The sequence below is a fragment of the Burkholderia sp. MSMB617WGS genome, from assembly GCF_001532025.2.
Lineage (GTDB): Bacteria > Pseudomonadota > Gammaproteobacteria > Burkholderiales > Burkholderiaceae > Burkholderia > Burkholderia savannae.
On sequence record NZ_CP013457.1, the window covers coordinates 1,424,131 to 1,444,076 of the forward strand.

Here is a 19,946-nt window from a genome sequence, read left to right on the forward strand (position 1 = left end):
CCGACCGCGCGCACGCTCGGCGGTTCCGCCGGCGATCGTCCGGCCGTGCGGCTAGATGCGTTGCGATTCTCCTCCTTTCGCGTCGCGAAGCCGGGGCGATTGCCAACCGCGGCTCGCCGCCGAGTGCCGTCTCGACACGGCGCGACACGATGAGAAGCCACGAGAAGCCGTGAGCAGCCGCGAGAAGCGACGCGTCGCGGTGAAACGGACCACACTTCGAGCGCTTCATCGAGTCGCGCTTTCCGCGCACGATGATCGCGGTGCGGTATGCTTGCGCGCGTGTTCGATGTCACGCGCAAGTCGCGCCATTTCCCGATGACGATGTTCCGATTCCGTGTCCTTCCCGTGGCAATGCTCGGCGCGGCGCTCGTGCTCGCCGGCTGCGACGACCAGCAAAGCGAGCAGACCGTGCAGCGATTCAAGGATTTCTTCAACGCGGTCAAGCCCGCGCCGCTGTTCCTCAAGGGCCTCACGCCCGGCGTGACGACGGAGGCCGAGATCCGCGGCCAGATGGGCCGGCCCGAAACCGAGCGCGTCTATACCGACGGCTCGAAGCGTCTCGAATATCCGCGCGGCCCGATGGGCAACGAGACCTACATGGTCGACATCGACGCGAACGGCCGCTTCGTCGCCGCGACGCAGGTGCTGACGGCCGCGAACTTCGCGAAGGTTCGCCCGGGCATGTCGGAGGACGAGGTGCGGCGGCTGCTCGGCAAGCCGACCGAGGTCGCGCGCTATCCGCTCAAGCCGGAGACGGTGTGGAGCTGGCGCTGGCTCGAGGACGGCGTCAATCAGGATGCGTTCTTCAACGCTCATTTCGGGCCGGACGGGCTCGTCTATACGACGTCGCGCTCGGACATCCTGAAGGGGCACTGAGCGTCGAGGCGGGGCGGGGCTGCGTCGAGGGCGGCCGGCCCCGTGGGGCGTCGGCGCGTGGCCCAATCGGTTCGTATTCGTCCGTCGCGCCTGCGCGTACGCGAACGCAGGCATGTGCGCCGCGTGCGCCCGAGCGCCTGCCGCGCCTTGCCGGCTCTTTGCGGCGCAATGGCCGGTTCGTCGTCATGAGCGGCTTGGCCGATCGCGGACGCTCGCGAGCGCGCTCGCAAAATCTGTCGGCGCTCGGGGTGACTCGCAGGCCGTCGGATTTCTCCTCGGCGCCGGCAGGCACTCGCTGACGCCGGCTTCTCACGGCGTCGTCGCTTCCTCGAGCCATCTCGTCATCTCGCGGCTTTCGCCGCGCGTGCCGGTCAATGCCGCGCAGCGCGGCCGACGACCACTGGCGCCGTCGGCGCGCGTCATTCACGCCTTTCGAGGCCATCCGGAGCCGTTCCAGGCGCTCAGACGCGCTTCGAGGCGCTGCCGACAGTGCCGACAGTGCCCGACTGGTTGCGAGCGGTGCGAACGCCCGCGAACCGGCTGCCGATCATCGTGCGTCGCCGCGAACCGTCCGCTGCGGCCGCCCGTCCGCGCCCGTCGTCCCTATCGCAAAAGCGACTCGAAACTTGCAAAAAAGCTGCGCACGACGCGCGGCCGGCAATGCCTGCCGCCGACGTTTACCCCGCTAAAACAGTGCTGTGCGCGTGCCGCGCGCCGGCGTCGCCGTGATATTGCGGCGCAGCATTGCGCGCCACCGCCATTTGAGCCGATTTTTTTCGCTTGCGACTATCCGCGTCAAACCGGCGCAGCCGTCCGTGCGCCGCTCCCATCACGATCACGGAGACAAGCGTGTTTCTATACGGCTTTGGCCCGCTCATCTGGGCCGGCACCGTGCAGACGATCGAGCTGTCGGTGCTGTCGCTCGCAGCCGCAATCGTGCTCGGCCTCGTCGGCGCGGTGGCGAAGCTCTCGCACAATCGCGCGCTGCGCGCGATGGCGACGGGCTACACGACGCCCATCCGCTCGGTGCCCGATCTCGTGCTGATGCTGCTGCTGTTCTACAGCATCCAGATCTGGCTGAACCAGTTCACCGATCTGATGAACTGGGATCAGATCGACATCGATCCGTTCGTCGCGGGCGTGCTGACGCTCGGCTTCATCTACGGCGCGTACTTCACCGAGACGTTTCGCGGCGCGTTCCTCTCGGTGCCGCGCGGCCAGCTCGAGGCGGGCAGCGCGTACGGGATGAGCGGCATGCGCGTGTTCGTGAGGATCATGTTTCCGCAGATGATGCGCTTCGCGCTGCCCGGCATCGGCAACAACTGGCAGGTGCTCGTGAAGGCGACCGCGCTCGTGTCGATCATCGGCCTGGCCGACGTCGTGAAAGCCGCGCAGGACGCGGGCAAGAGCACGTTCAACATGTTCTTCTTCATCCTCGTCGCGGCGCTCGTGTATCTCGCGATCACGACGGTCTCCAATCTCGTGCTCAGGCAGCTCGAGAAGCGTTATTCCATCGGCGTGAGGCACGCGGAACTATGATCGAGATTCTCCAGGAATTCGGGCGCGCGTTCTTCTACTGGGACGGCCAGCGCATGTCGGGGCTTGCCGTCACGCTGTGGCTGCTCGTCGCGTCGCTCGCGATCGGCTTTGCCTGCGCGGTGCCGCTCGCGGTCGCGCGGGTGTCGAAGAACCGCTGGCTGTCGACGCCCGTGCGCTTCTACACGTACGTGTTTCGCGGCACGCCGCTCTACGTGCAATTGCTCCTCATCTACACCGGGATGTACAGCCTCGCGTTCGTTCGCGATCATGCGTTCCTCGACGCGTTCTTCAGGAGCGGCTTCAACTGCGCGATCCTCGCGTTCGCGCTCAACACCTGTGCGTACACGACCGAGATCTTCGCGGGCGCGATCCGCGCGATCCCGCACGGCGAGGTCGAGGCGGCGCGCGCGTACGGGATGAGCCCGCTCACGATGTACCGCCGGGTGATCCTGCCGTCGTCGCTGCGCCGCGCGCTGCCGCTTTACAGCAACGAAGTGATCCTGATGCTGCATGCGACGACGGTTGCGTTCACGGCGACCGTGCCCGATATCCTGAAGGTCGCGCGCGACGCGAATTCGGCGACGTACATGGCGTTCCAGTCGTTCGGAATCGCCGCGCTGATCTATCTTGCGGTATCGTTCGCACTCGTCGCGGCCTTTCGTCGGGCCGAGCGCCACTGGCTCGCGTATCTCGCGGCCGGCCGTCATTGATTTCACTCCAGGGAGAGCCAGTTGGCAGAGACCACGACCACGACCGCCGCGTGCAAGCTCGAGGCGCGGGACATCCACAAGCGCTACGGCGACAACGAGGTGCTCAAGGGCGTGTCGCTGAACGCGAAGGCGGGTGACGTCATCAGCATCATCGGCGCGAGCGGCTCCGGCAAGAGCACGTTCCTGCGCTGCATCAATTTTCTTGAGCGGCCGAACGCGGGTCAGATCGTCGTCGACGGCGAGACGGTGCGCACGAAGGCCGATCGCGCGGGCAGCCTCGAAGTCGCCGATCACAAGCAGCTGCAGCGGATTCGCACGAAGCTCGCGATGGTGTTCCAGCACTTCAACCTGTGGGCGCACATGAACGTGCTCGAGAACGTGATGGAGGCGCCGGTGCACGTGCTCGGCCTTCCGAAGCGCGAGGCCGAGGAGCGCGCGCGCGAATATCTGGAGAAAGTGGGCCTCGCGCCGCGCGTGGAAAAGCAGTATCCGTCACATCTGTCGGGCGGTCAGCAGCAGCGCGTCGCAATTGCGCGCGCGCTCGCGATGCATCCGGACGTGATGCTGTTCGACGAGCCGACGTCGGCGCTCGACCCGGAGCTCGTCGGCGAAGTGCTCAAGGTGATGCAGAAGCTCGCGGAGGAAGGGCGCACGATGATCGTCGTCACGCACGAGATGGGCTTCGCGCGCAACGTGTCGAACCACGTGATGTTCCTGCACCAGGGGCGCACCGAGGAAGAGGGCGATCCGGCCGACGTGCTCGGGCGTCCGCAAAGCGAGCGCCTGAGGCAGTTCCTGTCGGGCAGCCTCAAGTAACGGTCGACGCGGCAGGTCGTGACGTCCGTGAATCGTCCAGCGAATCCCGCCCGCACGATACAGGTGGCGATCGTCGCGTTGCCGCCCGTGTCGATGTCGGGCGTGGGGCCGATCGTCGACGCGTTGAATCTCGCGAACGAGATCGACGCGCGCCTGTTGTACCGCTGGCAGGTGTGCTCGTGGGACGGCCGCGCGGTGCCGCTCGCGGGCGGCGCGCAGTGGCACGCGGACGCCGCGTTCAACGATGCGATCGTCTGCGACTGGCTGATCGTCGTCAGCGAGCGGTTCCAGCAGTTCGCCGATTACCGGCTCTTTCTCGCGAGCCTCGCGCGGGTCGGCCAGCGCACGCCGCTCGTGACGGGCATTCATCACGGCGTGTGGTGGCTCGCGATGGCGGGGCAGTTGTCGGGCTACCGGGTGAGCGTGAACTGGGAGACTTACCAGCAGTTCGCGGAGCAATTCGAGCGTTCGATCGTCACGCAGCAGATCTTCGAGATCGACCGCGATCGCGCGACGTGCGCGGGCGGCCAGGCGAGCGTTGATTTCATGCTGGCGATGATCGGCCGCGATCAGGGGCCGGAGCTGGCGGAGCGGGTTGCGGACGCGCTCGGCACGGGGCCGCTTCGCAGCGGCGAGGAGCGCCAGCGGATTCCGTTCGTGACGGCGCCGGGCGAGCGGCACCCGCGATTGAACGATGCGCTGCTGCTGATGGAGGCGAATGTCGAGGACCCGCTGACGACGGACGAGATCGCGGGGCTCGTCGGCGTGTCGCGGCGGCAGCTCGAGCGACTCTTCAGACAGTATCTCGGCGCGATGCCGTCGAAGTATTACCTGAATTTGCGGTTGCTGAAGGCGCGCACGCAGTTGCAGCGCACGAGCAAGTCGGTCGTGCAGGTGAGTCTCGCGTGCGGGTTTTCTTCGGCGGCGCATTTTTCGAATGCCTATCGGGAACGCTTCGGCGTCACGCCGCGCGAGGATCGGCGCGCGTGGCTCGAGAAGCAGCACGGGAAGGGGGGCGCCGAGCCGCCTCGCGCGGGGGCCTTGGTGGAGCGGCCGCCGGCTCGGGACTGAGCGTGAGCAGTCCTTGGGGGCGCTTTCTTCGTTGCGGTTTTTTTGTCGGTTGTTTGGCGTATGTGTGTGTGTGTCGTGAATGGCCTGTGATGTTTGCGGTCTGTGAGCGTCGCCCCTCCCCGGGGCGGGGGTCACTTTTCTTTGTCTTGCCAAAGAAAAGTAACCAAAAGAAAGGCGCGTCCTTCGGCGGACAGCAAAGGGAGCTGCGTTCGCTCTTCTCGCCAGCTTCACCGCTCACTTCGCTGCAAACCACTCTTTCATGTCACGGCTCGCCCCGCACGACGCATGCCGCCAATCTCAAGGTATGCCAATTATTCAAATCCGAGGCTCGCGCCTTGATGTGCCCATCGTCCGAGCGCAGCGAAAAAGGAGCCGGCGGGCGATGCGACGACACGGCCCCCGCGCGATCCGCTCCGCGTTCCGGTGCGACGCGACACGTTGGGGGCCGTGCCGACACGAACGAGCATGTCGCCTTAGGCCTGGGCCGAAAAAGCGCCTTTCTTTAGGTTACTTTTCTTTGGCAAGACAAAGAAAAGTGACCCCCGCCCCGGGGAGGGGCGACGCTCACAGACCGCAAACATCACAGGCCATTCACGACACACACATACGCCAAACAACCGACAAAAAACCGTCGCCCGCCGAAAAGGGCAAAAGAACCCCATCCGACAAATCGCGTCGCAATTGCGCAAGACGCATCGCGCGGCGTTGCCTAAACTTGAATCTGTTACCTCTTACGAAACGAAAGGAATCGTCATGAAGAGCCCGAACGTGTCCCGTCAGACTTTCGATGAAGTGATGGTGCCGGTGTTCGCCCCCGCGCCGTTCGTGCCTGAGCGCGGCGAAGGCTCGCGCGTGTGGGACACGGAAGGCCGCGACTACGTCGATTTCGCGGGCGGCATCGCCGTCACCGCGCTCGGCCACGGTCATCCGGAGCTCCTCAAGGTCCTCGACGAGCAAGGCCGCAAGCTCTGGCACATCGGCAACGGCTACACGAACGAGCCCGTCCTGCGCCTCGCGAAGCGCCTCGAATCGCTCACGTTCGCCGATCGCGCGTTCTTCGCGAACTCCGGCGCCGAAGCCAACGAGGCCGCCCTCAAGCTCGCGCGCCGAGTCGCGTTCGAGCGACACGGCGCCGACAAGTACGAGATCGTGTCGTTCCTCCAGTCGTTCCACGGCCGCACGTTCTTCACCGTCAGCGTCGGCGGACAATCGAAGTATTCGGAAGGCTTCGGCCCCGTGCCCGAAGGCATCCGGCACCTGCCGTACAACGACATCGCCGCCGCAAAGGCCGCGATCGGCCCGAAGACCTGCGCCGTGATCGTCGAGCCGATCCAGGGCGAGGGCGGCGTGATCCCCGCCGATCCCGCGTTCCTCGAGGCGCTGCGCGAAGCATGCGACGCGCACGGCGCGCTCCTCATCTTCGACGAGGTGCAAACGGGCGTCGGCCGCACCGGCCATTTCTACGCGTACATGGACACGGGCGTCACGCCCGACATCCTGACCACCGCGAAGGCGCTCGGCAACGGCTTCCCGATCGGCGCGATGCTCACGACGAAAGAGCTCGCCGCGCACTTCAAGGTCGGCGTGCACGGCACGACGTACGGCGGCAATCCGCTCGCGTCGGCGATCGCCGAGAAGGTCGTCGAGCTCGTCAGCGATCCGGCGCTCCTCGAAGGCGTCAAGGAGCGCAGCGCACGCCTCACGGCCACGCTCGAGAAAATCGACGCGCGCTTCAAGCTCTTCAAGGAAGTTCGCGGCAAGGGCCTGCTGATCGGCGCGGAGCTCGTCGACGCGTTCGACGGCCGCGCGAAGGATTTCGTGTCGGCCGCGGCCGACCATGGCGTGATCATGCTGATCGCCGGCCCGAACGTGCTGCGCTTCGCGCCGTCGCTCGTGATTCCGCTCGACGTGCTCGACGAAGGCCTCGCGCGCTTCGAGAAGGCGGTCGAGCAGGTGCTCGCCGCGCAGGCCGAAGCTACGCCGCGCTGAGCAGCCCCTAAGCAGCCCCTAAGCAGCGCCCAAGCGGCCCATATCGCTGACGTAGTAATGCTGACGTAGACAGGAACGACGATGCTCTTCGTACGCCCCGGCAGACTCGCCGATCTCGACGCGCTCGCGCAGATGGCGCGCACCGCGCAACCCGTGCTGCACTCGCTGCCGCACGACCGCGCGGCGCTCGAAGCGCGCGTCGCGCTTTCCGAGGACTCGTTTCGCGCGGAAGTCGACTTCCCCGGCGAGGAGTTCTATCTGTTCGTGCTCGAGGACAGCGCGACGGGCAAGCTGCTCGGCACCGCGAGCATCGTCGCCGCAGCCGGCTATTCGGAGCCGTTCTACGCGTTCCGCAACGACGCGCTGATCCACGCGTCGCGCGAGCTGCACGTGAACCGCAAGATCCATGCGCTCACGATGTCGCACGAATTGACGGGCAAGAGCCGGCTCGCCGGCTTCTACGTCGATCCGTCGCTGCGCGGCGACGCCGCCGCGCATCTGATCTCGCGCGCACGGATGATGTACATCGCGGCGAACCGCAGCCGCTTCACGCCCGAGGTATTCTCGCTGTTGCTCGGCGTCACCGACGAGACGGGCGCGTCGCCGTTCTGGGAGGCGGTCGGCCGCAAGTTCTTCGGGCGCGACTTCGCCGCGGTCGAGATCGAGTCGGGCGGCCGCAGCCGCACGTTCATCGCCGAAGTGATGCCGACCTATCCGCTTTACGTGCCGCTGCTGCCCGAGGCCGCGCAGCGCGTGCTCGGCGAGCCGAACGAGCACGCGCTCCTCGCGTACGACATCCACCTCGAGGAGGGCTTCGAGCCGGACCGCTACGTCGACATCTTCGACGCCGGCCCCGTGCTGACCGCGCAGGTCGACCGCACCGCGTGCGTGACGAAGCACGCCGAGCGCACGGTGCGCGAGGCGGCGCGCGCGCAGGGCGACACCACGTATCTGCTCTCGAGCGGGCGCGGCGACGCGTTTCGCTGCGTGCTCGCCGATCTGCCCGCCGACAGCGCCGACGCGCCGCTGCCCGCCGACGCGCGCGCGGTGCTCGGCGTCGCCGACGGCGACACGGTGCGCTGCGTGCCGCTGCATCAGCGCGACGGCCAACCGTCGGACCAACCAGGAGACGCAGCATGATCGTCGTTCGGGTCGTACAAACGGGCGACGTGGATGCGCTCGTCTCGCTCGCGCAGGAAACCGGACCGGGGCTCACCACGTTCAAGCCGGACCGCGACGCGCTCGCCGCGCGAATCGAGCGCACGCGCCGCACGCTCGAGAATTGCGCGACGCCCGCCGAGGCCGGCTATTTCTTCGTGATGGAAGATTCGCAGTCGGGCGACATCGCCGGCGTGTGCGGAATCGAAACCGAAGTCGGCCTCGCGCAGCCGTTCTACAACTATCGCGTGAGCACGGTCGTCCACGCGAGCCAGGATCTCGGCGTGTGGACGAAGATGTCGCTGCTGAACATCTCGCACGACCTGACGGGCTACGCGGAAGTGTGCTCGCTGTTCCTGAGCCCGCGCTACCGGACGGGCGGCGTAGGCGGCCTGCTGTCGCGCTCGCGCTTCATGTTCATCGCGCAGTTCCGCGAACGCTTTCCGGAGCGCATCTGCGCGGAGCTGCGCGGGCACTTCGACGACGACGGCACGTCGCCGTTCTGGCGCGCGGTCGGATCGCACTTCTATCAGATCGATTTCAACGCCGCCGATTATCTGAGCTCGCACGGCCGCAAGTCGTTCCTCGCGGAACTGATGCCGCGCTTTCCAGTCTACGTCGACCTGCTGCCGCGGGACGCGCAGGACGTGATCGGGCTCACGCATCGCGACACGCTGCCCGCGCGCAAGATGCTCGAAGCGGAAGGGCTGCGCTATCAGAACCACGTCGACATCTTCGATGCGGGCCCCGTGCTCGAATGCCACGTCTCGGATCTGCGCACGGTGCGCGAGAGCGTCGTCGTGCCGGTCGCGATCGGCGCGAGCGCCGGGCGCGACCGGCGTGATGGGGGCAACGGACGCGACGAAGCGCCGCGCTCGCTCGTGTCGAACACGTCGCTCACCGATTTTCGCGTCGGCGTCGCGCCGGGGCTCGTCGAGGACGGCGCGTTCATGCTGTCGGCCGACGATGCCGCCGCGCTGCGCGTGAGCGCGGGCGATCTCGTGCGCGTATTGCCGCTCAAACCCAAACAGAGATAACGGACATGACTGAACTCTTCATCGACGGCGCCTGGGTCGACGGCGCGGGAGCCGTCTTCGCGTCGCGCAACCCCGGCACGAACGAGCGCGTGTGGGAAGGCGCGAGCGCGTCGGCGCACGACGTCGACCGCGCGGTCGCGAGCGCGCGGCGCGCATTCGCTTCGTGGTCGGCGCTCGATCTCGACGCGCGTTGCGCGATCGTCAAGCGCTTCGCCGCGCTTCTCGTCGAGCGCAAGGAAGCGCTCGCGACGATGATCGGCCGCGAGACCGGCAAGCCGCTGTGGGAGGCGCGCACCGAGGTCGCGTCGATGGCCGCGAAGGTCGACATCTCGATCGCCGCGTACCACGAGCGCACGGGCGAAAGGCGCACGCCGATGGGCGACGGCGTCGCGGTGCTGCGGCATCGTCCGCACGGGGTCGTCGCGGTGTTCGGTCCATACAACTTCCCCGGCCACTTGCCGAACGGGCATATCGTGCCGGCGCTCATCGCGGGCAATGCCGTCGTGTTCAAGCCGTCTGAGCTCGCGCCCGGCGTCGCGCGCGCCACCGTCGAGATCTGGCGCGACGCGGGGCTGCCCGCCGGCGTGCTCAATCTCGTGCAGGGCGAGAAGGACACGGGCGTCGCGCTCGCGAACCATCGGCAGATCGATGGGCTCTTCTTCACCGGCAGCTCCGACACGGGCACGCTGCTGCACCGGCAGTTCGGCGGCCGGCCGGAGATCGTGCTCGCGCTCGAGATGGGCGGCAACAATCCGCTCGTCGTCGCCGACGTCGAGGATATCGACGCGGCGGTGCATCACGCGATCCAGTCGGCGTTCCTGTCGGCGGGGCAGCGCTGCACGTGCGCGCGCCGGATTCTCGTGCCGCACGGCGCGTTCGGCGATCGCTTCCTCGCGCGCTTCGCGGACGTCACGTCGAAGATCACGGCCGACGTCTACGACGCCGATCCGCAGCCGTTCATGGGCGCGGTGATCTCGGCGCGCGCGGCGTCGCGTCTCGTCGCCGCGCAGGCGAGGCTCGTCGAGCTGGGCGCTGCGCCCATCGTCGAGATGAAGCAGCGCGATTCCGCGCTCGGCTTCGTCAACGCGTCGATTCTCGACGTGACGAACGTGCGCGCGCTGCCCGACGAAGAGCATTTCGGCCCGCTCGCGCAGATCATTCGCTATACGGATCTCGACGACGCGATAGCGCGCGCGAACGACACCGCGTTCGGCCTGTCGGCGGGCCTGCTCGCCGACGACGAAAAAGCCTGGGACACGTTCCGCCGCGCGATCCGCGCCGGCATCGTGAACTGGAACCGGCCGACCAACGGCGCGTCGTCGGCGGCGCCGTTCGGCGGCGCGGGCCGCTCCGGCAACCATCGCCCGAGCGCGTACTACGCGGCCGATTACTGCGCGTATCCGATGGCGTCGGTCGAGAGCGCGCAATTGCAGATGCCCGCGAGCCTCTCGCCGGGCCTTCATTTCTGAGCAGGATACGACGATGAACGCTAAAGAAGCCAATTTCGACGGGCTCGTCGGCCCGACCCATAACTATGCGGGGCTGTCGTTCGGCAACGTCGCGTCGCTGTCGAACGAGAAATCCGACGCGAACCCGAAGGCGGCCGCGAAGCAGGGGCTGCGCAAGATGAAGCAGCTCGCCGAGCTCGGCTTCGCGCAGGGCGTGCTGCCGCCGCAGGAGCGGCCGTCGCTGCGCCTCTTGCGCGAGCTCGGCTTCTCCGGCAAGGACGCCGACGTGATCGCGAAGGCCGCGAAGCAGGCGCCCGAGATGCTCGCCGCCGCGAGCTCGGCGTCCGCGATGTGGACCGCGAACGCGGCGACGGTGAGCCCGTCCGCCGACACGAGCGACGGCCGAGTGCACTTCACGCCGGCGAATCTGTGCAGCAAGCTGCATCGCGCGATCGAGCACGAATCGACGCGTCGCACGCTCGCCGCGATCTTCGCGGACGAAGCGCGCTTCGCGGTGCACGACGCGCTGCCCGGCACGCCCGCGCTCGGCGACGAGGGCGCCGCGAATCACACGCGCTTTTGCGCGGAATACGGCGCGCCCGGCGTCGAATTCTTCGTGTACGGCCGCGCCGAATTTCGCCGCGGGCCGGAGCCGACGCGCTTTCCCGCGCGCCAGACGTTCGAGGCGAGCCGCGCGGTCGCGCATCGCCACGGCCTGCGCGAGGAGGCGACGATCTACGCGCAGCAGAGCCCGGACGTGATCGACGCGGGCGTGTTCCACAACGACGTGATCGCGGTCGGCAATCGCGACACGCTGTTCTGCCACGAGCGCGCGTTCGTCGACAGGCAGGCGGTGTACGACGCGCTCACCGCATCGCTCGGCGCGCTCGGCGCGCAGCTGAACGTTATCGAGGTGCCGGATCGCGCGGTGAGCGTCGCCGACGCGGTCGGCTCGTACCTGTTCAACAGCCAGCTGCTGACGCGCGACGACGGCCGGCAGTTGCTCGTCGTGCCGCAGGAATGCCGCGAGAACGCGAACGTGTCCGCGTATCTCGACGCGCTCGTCGCCGGTAACGGGCCGATTCGCGACGTGCGCGTGTTCGATCTGCGCGAGAGCATGAAGAACGGCGGCGGGCCCGCGTGCCTGCGGCTGCGCGTTGTGCTGACCGATGCGGAGCGCGCTGCGGTGAAGTCGAACGTGTGGATCAACGACGCGCTGTTCGCGTCGCTCGACGCGTGGATCGACAAGCACTACCGCGACCGGCTGTCGCCCCTCGATCTCGCCGATCCCGCGCTGCTCGACGAATCGCGCACCGCGCTCGATGCGCTGACGCAGATCCTCGGCCTCGGCTCGCTCTATGACTTCCAGCGCTGATCGCGGCGGCGACGCCGCGTGGCTCGACGATTTCCTCGCGCTGACGCTCGCGGGCGAAAAGCCGCGCGCGGAAGCGGGCGAATGCGCGGCGCGTGCGGCGGTGCGCTGGCGCTGGCTCGGCGACGGGCTGCTGCAGCTCGAGCCCGCCGACGCGGCGCTGGCGAGGCAAAGCGTGCTCGTATCGGCGGGCGTGCACGGCGACGAGACGGCGCCGATCGAGCTGCTGTCGATGCTCGTGCGCGATCTCGCGCGCGGCGCGCTGCCGCTGCGCTGTCGCCTCCTCGTGGCGCTCGGCAATCCGGGCGCGATGCGCGCGGGCGAGCGCTATCTCGACGATGACCTGAACCGGCTCTTCGGCGCTCGCCACGCGCAGCTCGCGGCGAGCCGCGAGGCGCCGCGCGCGGCGCAGCTGGAGGCGGCCGCGTCGGCCTTCTTCGCGACGGCGGGCCGCGCGAGGGGCGCGCGCTGGCACATCGACATGCACACGGCGATTCGCGCGTCGGTGTTCGAGCAGTTCGCGCTGCTGCCGCACACGGGCGAGCCGCCGACGCGCACGATGTTCGAGTGGCTCGGCGAGGCGGGGATCGCCGCGGTGCTGCTGCATACGGCGAAGGGCAGCACATTTTCGCACTTCACCGCGGCGACGTGCGGCGCGCTCGCGTGCACGCTCGAACTCGGCAAGGTGATGCCGTTCGGCGCGAACGATCTCGCGCGCTTCGCGCTCGCCGACGCGGCGGTGCGCGGCCTCGTCTCCGGCCGCCGGGACGCGCCGCGCGGGCCGCTGCCGCGCGTGTTCACGGTCGTCGACCAGATCACGAAGCAAAGCGACGCGCTCGAGCTTCTCGTCGCGAAGGACGTGCCGAACTTCACGCCGTTCGCGCAGGGCACGCTGCTCGCGCGCGACGGCGACTACCGCTACGCGGTGCGTCATGCCGAGGAGCGCATCGTGTTCCCGAATCCGGCCGTGAAGCCCGGCCTGCGAGCGGGGCTTCTCGTCATCGAGACGACGCGCGACACGCACGCGTCGCTCGCGTGAAGCGCGGGCCGGGCCCGATGCGGTCCGGCCGGACCTTGGCCCGGCTCGGCCCGGCGCAACCCGGCGCCTCGCGCATTCAGCGGTCGAGCCCTTCCGCCGCCAGCGCTTCCTTGACCTTCGGCCGCACGGCGATCCGCTCCATCAGCGCGACGAGATGCGGATACGGCGCGAGCGGAATGCGCAGAAAGTTCGACCAGTTCGCGACCGCGAACAAATACGCGTCGGCGACCGTGAAGCCGCTCGCGCTCAGATATTCGCGCGTCGCGAGATGCGCATCGACTTCGCTCAGGCGTCGATCGAGCTTGTCGAGGCATTGACGCCGCGTCGACTCGGCGGTGTCGTCGTGAAAGAGCCACGGACTGTACGTCTTGTGCAGCTCGGAGCTGACGAACGTCAACCATTCGATCACCTCGTAGCGCGCCGGCGTGCCGTGCGCGGGGATCAGCGCGCCCGCGGGCGCGAGATCGCCGACGCGCTGCAGCAGCGCGGCCGCTTCGGTGTGGCGCGTGCCGTCGTCGAGCTCGAGGAGCGGCACGTAGCCGCGCGGCGATACCGCGTGGAAGTCGCCGCCGTCGCCGGCGATCCGATGTTTGGACAGATCGACCCTGACGGCTTCGAACGGCAGGCCGGCTTCCGTGAGCGCGATGCGAATGGCGAGCGAACAGGCGCCGGGCGTGTAATAGAGCTTCATGAGCGAGCGTTTCCTCGTGTTGACGATAGGTCGAAGGCGGCGGGCGGCGCTCGAAGGCGCGCCCGGGATACGTCGCTCGAATAGCGGCGACGCACTCGACGATAACGGAAAAGGCGCGAAACGATGCGTGTGGAAACGCGATATGAACCGACGGCCATCGACACGCAGGCGGTGCTCGCTCGCGCTCGTGCGCGCGCGCACGCTCGCGCAAGCGGCGCGCCGGATGAACCTCGACGCGCCCACCGTGTTCCGCGCGGTGCGGCGCATCGAGCGGAGCCCGGGCGGCGGCTGTGCGCGCGCTCGACGCGCGGCTATCGGCCGACGTCGCGCGGCGGGCGGCTCGCGCGGCACGGCGAGCGCATCGAGGCGAAACGCGCCGCCGACGCCTGCGCCGCGTAGCCGGGCGCGATCGCCGCGCGTTCCGGCGCATGCCTTGCGCGATTGCGACATCGTCTTGCAACTTCCGTTCGACGCGCCCCCCATTCGATGCGGCGCCGCGCGAGCGAGCGTTCGACGGCTCGGGGCGCGCGAGACGGTACAATCGCGACCTTGCGGCTGTTGCGCCGCATCACGGCCGACCCGCGCGATTGTCCGGAAATTTCGGCGCTGCAATGATGCGGCGGTCCGGTCGTTGACTGACATTGTTCGTTCAAAGCGAGGAGAACACCTGATGAAGTTGAACTGGCGGAAGATGGCCGTGTTCGCGGTCGCGACGGCCGCGGCGCTGGAGGCGGGCAGCGCGTTTGGCGCCGACCTGAAGGAAATCCGCTTCGGCGTCGAGGCGTCGTATGCGCCGTTCGAATACAAGATGCCGGACGGCAAGCTGGCGGGCTTCGACATCGACATCGGCAACGCGGTGTGCGCGAAGCTGAAGGTCAAGTGCGTGTGGGTCGAGAACGCGTTCGACGGGCTGATCCCGGCGTTGCAGGCGCGCAAGTTCGACGCGATCAACTCCGACATGACGATCACCGAGCAGCGTCGCAAGGCGATCGACTTCACCGATCCGATCTACACGATTCCGAACCAGCTGATCGCGAAGAAGGGCAGCGGCCTGCTGCCGACGACCGCGTCGCTGAAGGGCAAGCGCATCGGCGTGCTGCAGGGCACGATCCAGGAAGCGTACGCGAAGAAGCGCTGGGCGCCGGCGGGCGTCGAAGTCGTGCCGTACCAGACGCAGGATCTCGCGTACGAAGACCTGAAGTCGGGCCGCCTCGACGCGACGTTCCAGGATTCGGAAGCGGGCGCGAAGGGCTTTCTGTCGAAGCCGCAGGGCGCGGGCTTCGCGTTCGCGGGCGATCACGTGAGCGACGCCGAGATCCTCGGCACGGGCGTCGGCTTCGGTCTGCGCAAGGGCGACGCGCAGTTGAAGAACGCGGTCAATCAGGCGCTGAAGGACCTGAAGGCCGACGGCACGATCGACGGCTTCGCGAAGAAATACTTCAGCGTGCCCGTGACGCTCAAGTAACGCATTCGACGGGCGGCTCGCCGCTCGTCGCGATGTGCTCGAATCGACCGGCCGCGCAAGCGGCCGGTTTCGTTTTGAGGCGCGCCGGTGCCGCTCGGCGCAAGGGCGACCGGCGCCGCTTCGCGATAGCGGCGCGCGCGGCGGATGCGACCGGCCGCGCGCGCCGCGCGCATCATGCGCCGTTCGGTCGGGCCGAGCCGCCCGCGCCGCCTTGCGCGCCGCCCGGCCGCTGATCCGCCATCGGCGCGTCTGCGCGCAGATGCGCGTCGCTCGTCGCGCGGCCGCGATAATCGGTCCAGCACTTGCGCTCGGTGTCGTAGAGCTTGCAGCGCCGCGCGGTGTCGAAATACCAGCGCCAGCCGAAGCGCTGCACGACGATGCGCCCCGGCAGCATTGCTTCGAGCTTCGCCTGCGCGCCCTTCAGCCCGTACAGCGGGATGCTCATGTCGACGTGATGCGCGGTGTGCTCCATGATGTGATGCAGCAGCCCGCCGATGCCGAACGGAAACGTCAGATGCAGCGTCGTCGACACGAACGGCGCCGCGCGCGACCATTCGGCGCGGTTCGCGTGCCACGAGATCCGCGGATCGGTGTGGTGGACGTAGACGACGAAGCCGATCATCGAGCACCAGAACAGGAACGGCACGGCAAAGCCGGTGACGAGCAGCAGGAGCGTCGACTGATGCGTCGCCGCGGCGATCCAGACGACCGCGCCGATCCACAGCGCGGCGAAGCCCGTGACGAGCAGGCAGTCGCGCCGGAATATCGGCCGCGACGCGCCGAGGTAGGCCTTCGCCGGAAAGTACATTCGCAGCCACCAGATTTCGACGAGATAGTAGAGCCCCGGCGCCCAGCCGCTGCGATAGATGCGGTCGAGAAAACGCCGCGTCGGCGACAGCGCGGCGAACTCGTCCGGCGTATGCGGCGCCCACACGAAATCGAAGCCCTTCAGGTTCGTGTAGCCGTGATGGACGACGTTGTGGCCGACTTCCCACAGGCTGTATGGCGTGAGCGACGGCAGGAACGCGATTCGGCCGAGCCAGCGGTTGAGCCGGTGATTCGGCGTGAGGCTCTGATGGCACGCGTCGTGGCCGATGATGAAGAGGCGGCCGGTGACGAAGCCGGCCGCCATGCCGCAGACGATCTTCGCGACGCTGGACGGCGCGAGCAGCGCGCCTGCGAGCGCGGCGAGGAGCAGCAGATAATCGACGACGAGCAGCGCGATCGAGCGGACGATCACACGCTCGCCGAACGGCGTGATCCACGAGCGGATGACCTTGCGGTGCGGCATCGGCTCGTCGACGCGAATGGGGTTGGAGGAGTCGTTCATGGAGTCGATAGCACAAAAAGACATCGAGGCGCCGGTGCCGGTATCCCGCGCTTCGCCCGCCGAACGGCGGCGCGGATACCGGTCGCCGGATCGCAGGCGCCGCGCCCGAGGCCCGCGCGACGACGCGAGCGTGAGCACGTGCGCATGCGGTTGCAATGGCGTCGGCGAAGCGACGGACGATGCGAATGTCGATCGTCGCTCATGTTCGCCGACGCTTCGGAACACGAATCGAAAACGAATCGAAAACGAATCGAAATCGGCTCGCGCGGCGCCGTCGAATCCGGTAACGCGTGCACCGCGTGCAGACGGCCGGATCGGCGCGTGCGCCCGGCGCGGCGAGAGCAACGAACAAGCAAAGCGGCAAACATGCAACAAGAGCGATGCCGTCCAGCGCGGGACGGCATCGCCGACGCGCGGCAAGACCCGTCGCGAGGCTTGTCGCAAGGCTTGTCTATCGGGACATCATGTTCATGCCGACGTTGTGCATGACCCAGACCGTGCCGAAGATCAGGATCAGCGCGGTCAGCACCGTGTAGCTGAACGCCATCACGTTCCAGCGCTGGCTCGACGACGTGTTCATGTGCAGGAAATAAACGAGATGCACGACGATCTGCACGGTGGCGAGCACGGCGAGCGACACGAGCGTCTCGCGCGGCGGCAGCACGCCGCCCATCACGAGGCCGAACGACGCGGCCGTCAGCAGCACCGACAGCACGAAACCCGCGATGTAGCCGCCGATGGTGCCGTGCGCTTCATCGCCGTGAGAAAGATGCGTATGTGCCATTCAGATCACGCTCGCAAGATAGACAAAGGAGAACACGCAGATCCAGACGATGTCGAGGAAGTGCCAGAAGAGGCTCAGGCAGGTGAGCCTGCGGATGTCCCGCTCGGTCAGCTCGGGGCGGCGCAGCGCCTGCGCGGCGAGCACGATCATCCACGCGAGGCCGGCCGTCACGTGCAGCCCGTGCGTGCCGACGAGCGTGAAGAACGACGACAGGAACGCGCTGCGCTGCGGCCCCGCGCCTTCGGCGATCAGGTGCGAGAACTCGCGCAGCTCCATCGCGAGGAACGCCGCGCCGAGCACGAACGTCACCGCGAGCCAGCCGAACACCGCGCCGCGCCGCCGCTTGTGCGCGCCGATCATCGCGAAGCCGTACGTGATGCTGGAAAGCAGCAGCGCGGCGGTCTCGAGCGCGACGCCTGGAATGTCGAACAGGTCCTTGCCGGTCGGGCCGCCCGCGAACTGATTGCCGAGCACCGCGAACGTCGCGAACAGCGCCGCGAAGAGCACGCAGTCGGTCATCAGGTACAGCCAGAAGCCGAACACCGAATGCGACGGCGGATGATCGTGCGATGCCGCGTGGTCGAGCATCATCGTGTTGTGCGACATCAGTTGACCTCCAGTTCGACTTCGGCCGGCTGCGCCGGCATGCGCGCGCCCGTGCGCTTTTCCTCGATCTTGCGGACCGTTTCAGCCGGAATGTAATAGCCGTCGTTGTCGCCCGCGCTATACAGGATCACCGTCGCGACGATGCCGACGAGCGACGCGATCGCGAGCCACCAGATGTGCCACACGAGCGCGAAGCCGAGCACGAGGCTGAACATGCCGATGATGAAGCCCGCACCCGTGTTCGACGGCATGTGGATGTCCTGATAGACGATCTTCTTGCCGGCGCCGACACCGAGGCCATGTTCCTTGCGGTACGCGAGCTCGTCGAGCGCGTGCACGGTCGGGATCACCGCGAAGTTGTAGACGGGCGGCGGCGACGTCGTCGCCCATTCGAGCGTGCGGCCGTCCCACGGGTCGCCCGTCGTGTCGCGGTAGGCGGGCTGGTTGCGGTTGCGTACCGCGACCCACACCTGCGCGACCTGATGCAGCACGCCGATCGCGATCAACGCGACGCCGCACGCGGCGACGATGAGCCACGGATGCCATGCGGGGTTGTCGTAATGATTCAGGCGGCGCGTCATGCCCATGAAGCCGAGCACGTAAAGCGGCACGAACGACACGTAGAAGCCGATGAACCAGCACCAGAACGCGCGCTTGCCGAGCTTCTCGTCGAGCTTGAAGCCGAACGCCTTCGGGAACCAGTAATGGAAGCCCGCGAGATAGCCGAACACGACGCCGCCGATGATCGCGTTGTGGAAGTGCGCGATCAGGAACAGGCTGTTGTGCAGCACGAAGTCCGCGCCGGGGATCGCCATCATCACGCCCGTCATCCCGCCGAGCGTGAACGTCACCATGAAGCCGATCGTCCACATCACGGGCGCGGTGAACTCGATGCGGCCGCGGTACATCGTAAACAGCCAGTTGAAGATCTTCACGCCGGTCGGAATCGCGATCACCATCGTCATGATCCCGAAGAACGCGTTCACGTTCGCGCCCGAGCCCATCGTGAAGAAGTGGTGCAGCCACACGAGGAACGCGAGCACCATGATCACGCACGACGCGTAGACCATCGTCTTGTAGCCGAAGAGCGGCTTCTTCGAGAACGTCGAGATCACTTCCGAATAGATGCCGAACGCGGGCAGCACGAGGATGTACACCTCGGGATGGCCCCACGCCCAAATCAGGTTCAGGTAGACCATCGCGTTGCCGCCGGCGTCGTTCGTGAAGAAGTGCATGCCGAGGTAGCGGTCGAGCGCGAGGAGGGCGAGCGCGACCGTCAGGATCGGGAACGTCGCCATGATGAGGACGTTCGAGCAGAGCGCGGTCCACGTGAACACGGGCATCTTCATCAGCGTCATGCCGGGCGCGCGCATCCGGATGATCGTCACGAAGAAGTTGATCGCGGTGATCAGCGTGCCGACGCCGGATATCTGCAACGCCCACAAGTAGTAATCGACGCCGACGCCCGGACTGAACTGCAGCTCCGACAGCGGCGGATACGCGAGCCAGCCTGTTTGCGCGAATTCGCCGACGATGAGCGAGACGTTCATCAGCAGCGCGGCGACGGCCGTCATCCAGAAGCTCAGCGAATTGAGGAACGGGAACGCGACGTCGCGCGCGCCGATCTGTAGCGGCACGATCAGGTTGAAGAGCCCGACGAGGAGCGCCATCGCCATGAAGAAGATCATGATGACGCCGTGCGCGGTGAAGATCTGATCGTAATGATGCGGCGGCAGGTAGCCCGGGCCGTTGTATGCGAGCGCGAGCTGCAGGCGCATCATCACGGCGTCGGCGAAGCCGCGCAGCAGCATCAGTACCGCGACGATGATGTACATCACACCGATCTTCTTGTGGTCGACCGACGTGAGCCACTCGGACCACAGCCATTTCCAGCGCTTCGTGTAGGTCAGCGTGCCGACGACCGAGAGCGCGACGAGCGCCATGAACACGGCCGCGCCCATGACGATCGGCTGATCGAACGGGATGGCAGAAAGCGTCAATTTACCGAACATGCG

General features: G+C 67.4%; 17 protein-coding genes and 1 pseudogene. 13 read left to right on the plus strand and 5 right to left on the minus strand.

Going from position 1 to position 19,946, the window contains the following annotated elements; genetic code table 11:
* Positions 1-315 precede the first annotated feature (315 nt).
* The 12 genes and pseudogenes from WT60_RS07150 (at position 316) to astE (ending at position 13,055) form a co-directional block, all read left to right on the plus strand.
* A complete protein-coding gene (locus tag WT60_RS07150; protein ID WP_038751139.1) occupies positions 316-876 on the plus strand; it encodes a lipoprotein in 561 nt (186 codons plus the stop codon).
* 849 nt (positions 877-1,725) lie between these two features.
* Positions 1,726-2,415: a histidine ABC transporter permease HisQ gene (gene hisQ, locus WT60_RS07160; protein WP_060355693.1), complete on the plus strand. Its 690-nt coding sequence runs from the start codon at positions 1,726-1,728 to the stop codon at positions 2,413-2,415.
* Entirely contained in the window at positions 2,412-3,125 is a 714-nt protein-coding gene (locus WT60_RS07165) for an ABC transporter permease (protein WP_038751077.1), read from the plus strand. Before hisQ ends, WT60_RS07165 begins: the two co-directional genes overlap by 4 nt.
* 21 nt (positions 3,126-3,146) lie before the next feature.
* Complete coding sequence (locus tag WT60_RS07170) at positions 3,147-3,941, plus strand: ABC transporter ATP-binding protein (RefSeq protein WP_059584789.1); 795 nt, start codon at positions 3,147-3,149, stop codon at positions 3,939-3,941.
* Positions 3,942-3,968: 27 nt separating this feature from the next.
* Complete coding sequence (locus WT60_RS07175; RefSeq protein WP_038755384.1) at positions 3,969-5,012, plus strand: GlxA family transcriptional regulator; 1,044 nt, start codon at positions 3,969-3,971, stop codon at positions 5,010-5,012.
* A gap of 89 nt (positions 5,013-5,101) precedes the next feature.
* Positions 5,102-5,191, plus strand: a pseudogene (locus WT60_RS35670) (ion transporter); the annotation flags it as partial.
* Positions 5,192-5,765: 574 nt separating this feature from the next.
* On the plus strand, positions 5,766-7,001 hold the full coding sequence (locus tag WT60_RS07190; protein ID WP_059584787.1) for an aspartate aminotransferase family protein: 1,236 nt from the start codon (positions 5,766-5,768) through the stop codon (positions 6,999-7,001).
* Between the two features lie 81 nt (positions 7,002-7,082).
* Entirely contained in the window at positions 7,083-8,141 is a 1,059-nt protein-coding gene (gene aruF / locus WT60_RS07195; protein WP_060355694.1) for an arginine/ornithine succinyltransferase subunit alpha, read from the plus strand.
* Entirely contained in the window at positions 8,138-9,196 is a 1,059-nt protein-coding gene (astA, locus tag WT60_RS07200) for an arginine N-succinyltransferase (protein WP_060355695.1), read from the plus strand. The genes aruF and astA overlap by 4 nt, the downstream gene beginning before the upstream one ends.
* Before the next feature lie 5 nt (positions 9,197-9,201).
* Positions 9,202-10,665, plus strand: a complete 1,464-nt coding sequence (astD, locus tag WT60_RS07205; RefSeq protein ID WP_060355696.1) for a succinylglutamate-semialdehyde dehydrogenase — start codon at positions 9,202-9,204, stop codon at positions 10,663-10,665.
* Between the two features lie 13 nt (positions 10,666-10,678).
* Positions 10,679-12,019, plus strand: a complete 1,341-nt coding sequence (gene astB / locus WT60_RS07210) for an N-succinylarginine dihydrolase (protein ID WP_060355697.1) — start codon at positions 10,679-10,681, stop codon at positions 12,017-12,019.
* Entirely contained in the window at positions 12,003-13,055 is a 1,053-nt protein-coding gene (astE, locus tag WT60_RS07215; RefSeq protein ID WP_059647993.1) for a succinylglutamate desuccinylase, read from the plus strand. Before astB ends, astE begins: the two co-directional genes overlap by 17 nt.
* A gap of 76 nt (positions 13,056-13,131) precedes the next feature.
* On the opposite strand, the gene gstA is transcribed toward astE, so the two are convergent.
* Positions 13,132-13,746, minus strand: a complete 615-nt coding sequence (gene gstA / locus WT60_RS07220) for a glutathione transferase GstA (RefSeq protein WP_060355703.1) — start codon at positions 13,744-13,746, stop codon at positions 13,132-13,134.
* A gap of 670 nt (positions 13,747-14,416) precedes the next feature.
* On the opposite strand from gstA, the gene WT60_RS07230 reads away from it, so the two are divergent.
* A complete protein-coding gene (locus WT60_RS07230; protein WP_038755339.1) occupies positions 14,417-15,211 on the plus strand; it encodes an ABC transporter substrate-binding protein in 795 nt (264 codons plus the stop codon).
* A 172-nt stretch (positions 15,212-15,383) separates the two neighbouring features.
* Here WT60_RS07230 and WT60_RS07240 read toward each other — a convergent pair whose 3' ends face one another.
* The 4 genes from WT60_RS07240 to cyoB all read right to left on the minus strand — a co-directional run bounded on the left by WT60_RS07240 (position 15,384) and on the right by cyoB (position 19,943).
* Complete coding sequence (locus WT60_RS07240) at positions 15,384-16,565, minus strand: fatty acid desaturase (protein WP_226377211.1); 1,182 nt, start codon at positions 16,563-16,565, stop codon at positions 15,384-15,386.
* A 427-nt stretch (positions 16,566-16,992) separates the two neighbouring features.
* Positions 16,993-17,325, minus strand: a complete 333-nt coding sequence (cyoD, locus tag WT60_RS07245; protein ID WP_038755318.1) for a cytochrome o ubiquinol oxidase subunit IV — start codon at positions 17,323-17,325, stop codon at positions 16,993-16,995.
* Positions 17,326-17,931: a cytochrome o ubiquinol oxidase subunit III gene (cyoC, locus tag WT60_RS07250; RefSeq protein WP_038755315.1), complete on the minus strand. Its 606-nt coding sequence runs from the start codon at positions 17,929-17,931 to the stop codon at positions 17,326-17,328.
* On the minus strand, positions 17,931-19,943 hold the full coding sequence (cyoB, locus tag WT60_RS07255) for a cytochrome o ubiquinol oxidase subunit I (RefSeq protein WP_100185253.1): 2,013 nt from the start codon (positions 19,941-19,943) through the stop codon (positions 17,931-17,933). Before cyoB ends, cyoC begins: the two co-directional genes overlap by 1 nt.
* Between the last annotated feature and the right edge of the window lie 3 nt (positions 19,944-19,946).

Bases quoted from the DNA above. Each gene is read 5' to 3' on its own strand.
- WT60_RS07150 (WP_038751139.1), top strand. From the start codon at position 316: ATGACGATGTTCCGATTCCGTGTCCTTCCCGTGGCAATGCTCGGCGCG.
- WT60_RS07165 (WP_038751077.1), top strand. From the start codon at position 2,412: ATGATCGAGATTCTCCAGGAATTCGGGCGCGCGTTCTTCTACTGGGAC.
- WT60_RS07190 (WP_059584787.1), top strand. From the start codon at position 5,766: ATGAAGAGCCCGAACGTGTCCCGTCAGACTTTCGATGAAGTGATGGTG.
- aruF (WP_060355694.1), top strand. From the start codon at position 7,083: ATGCTCTTCGTACGCCCCGGCAGACTCGCCGATCTCGACGCGCTCGCG.
- astA (WP_060355695.1), top strand. From the start codon at position 8,138: ATGATCGTCGTTCGGGTCGTACAAACGGGCGACGTGGATGCGCTCGTC.
- astD (WP_060355696.1), top strand. From the start codon at position 9,202: ATGACTGAACTCTTCATCGACGGCGCCTGGGTCGACGGCGCGGGAGCC.
- astB (WP_060355697.1), top strand. From the start codon at position 10,679: ATGAACGCTAAAGAAGCCAATTTCGACGGGCTCGTCGGCCCGACCCAT.
- astE (WP_059647993.1), top strand. From the start codon at position 12,003: ATGACTTCCAGCGCTGATCGCGGCGGCGACGCCGCGTGGCTCGACGAT.
- gstA (WP_060355703.1), bottom strand. From the start codon at position 13,746: ATGAAGCTCTATTACACGCCCGGCGCCTGTTCGCTCGCCATTCGCATC.
- WT60_RS07230 (WP_038755339.1), top strand. From the start codon at position 14,417: ATGAAGTTGAACTGGCGGAAGATGGCCGTGTTCGCGGTCGCGACGGCC.
- WT60_RS07240 (WP_226377211.1), bottom strand. From the start codon at position 16,565: ATGTCTTTTTGTGCTATCGACTCCATGAACGACTCCTCCAACCCCATT.
- cyoD (WP_038755318.1), bottom strand. From the start codon at position 17,325: ATGGCACATACGCATCTTTCTCACGGCGATGAAGCGCACGGCACCATC.
- cyoC (WP_038755315.1), bottom strand. From the start codon at position 17,931: ATGTCGCACAACACGATGATGCTCGACCACGCGGCATCGCACGATCAT.
- cyoB (WP_100185253.1), bottom strand. From the start codon at position 19,943: ATGTTCGGTAAATTGACGCTTTCTGCCATCCCGTTCGATCAGCCGATC.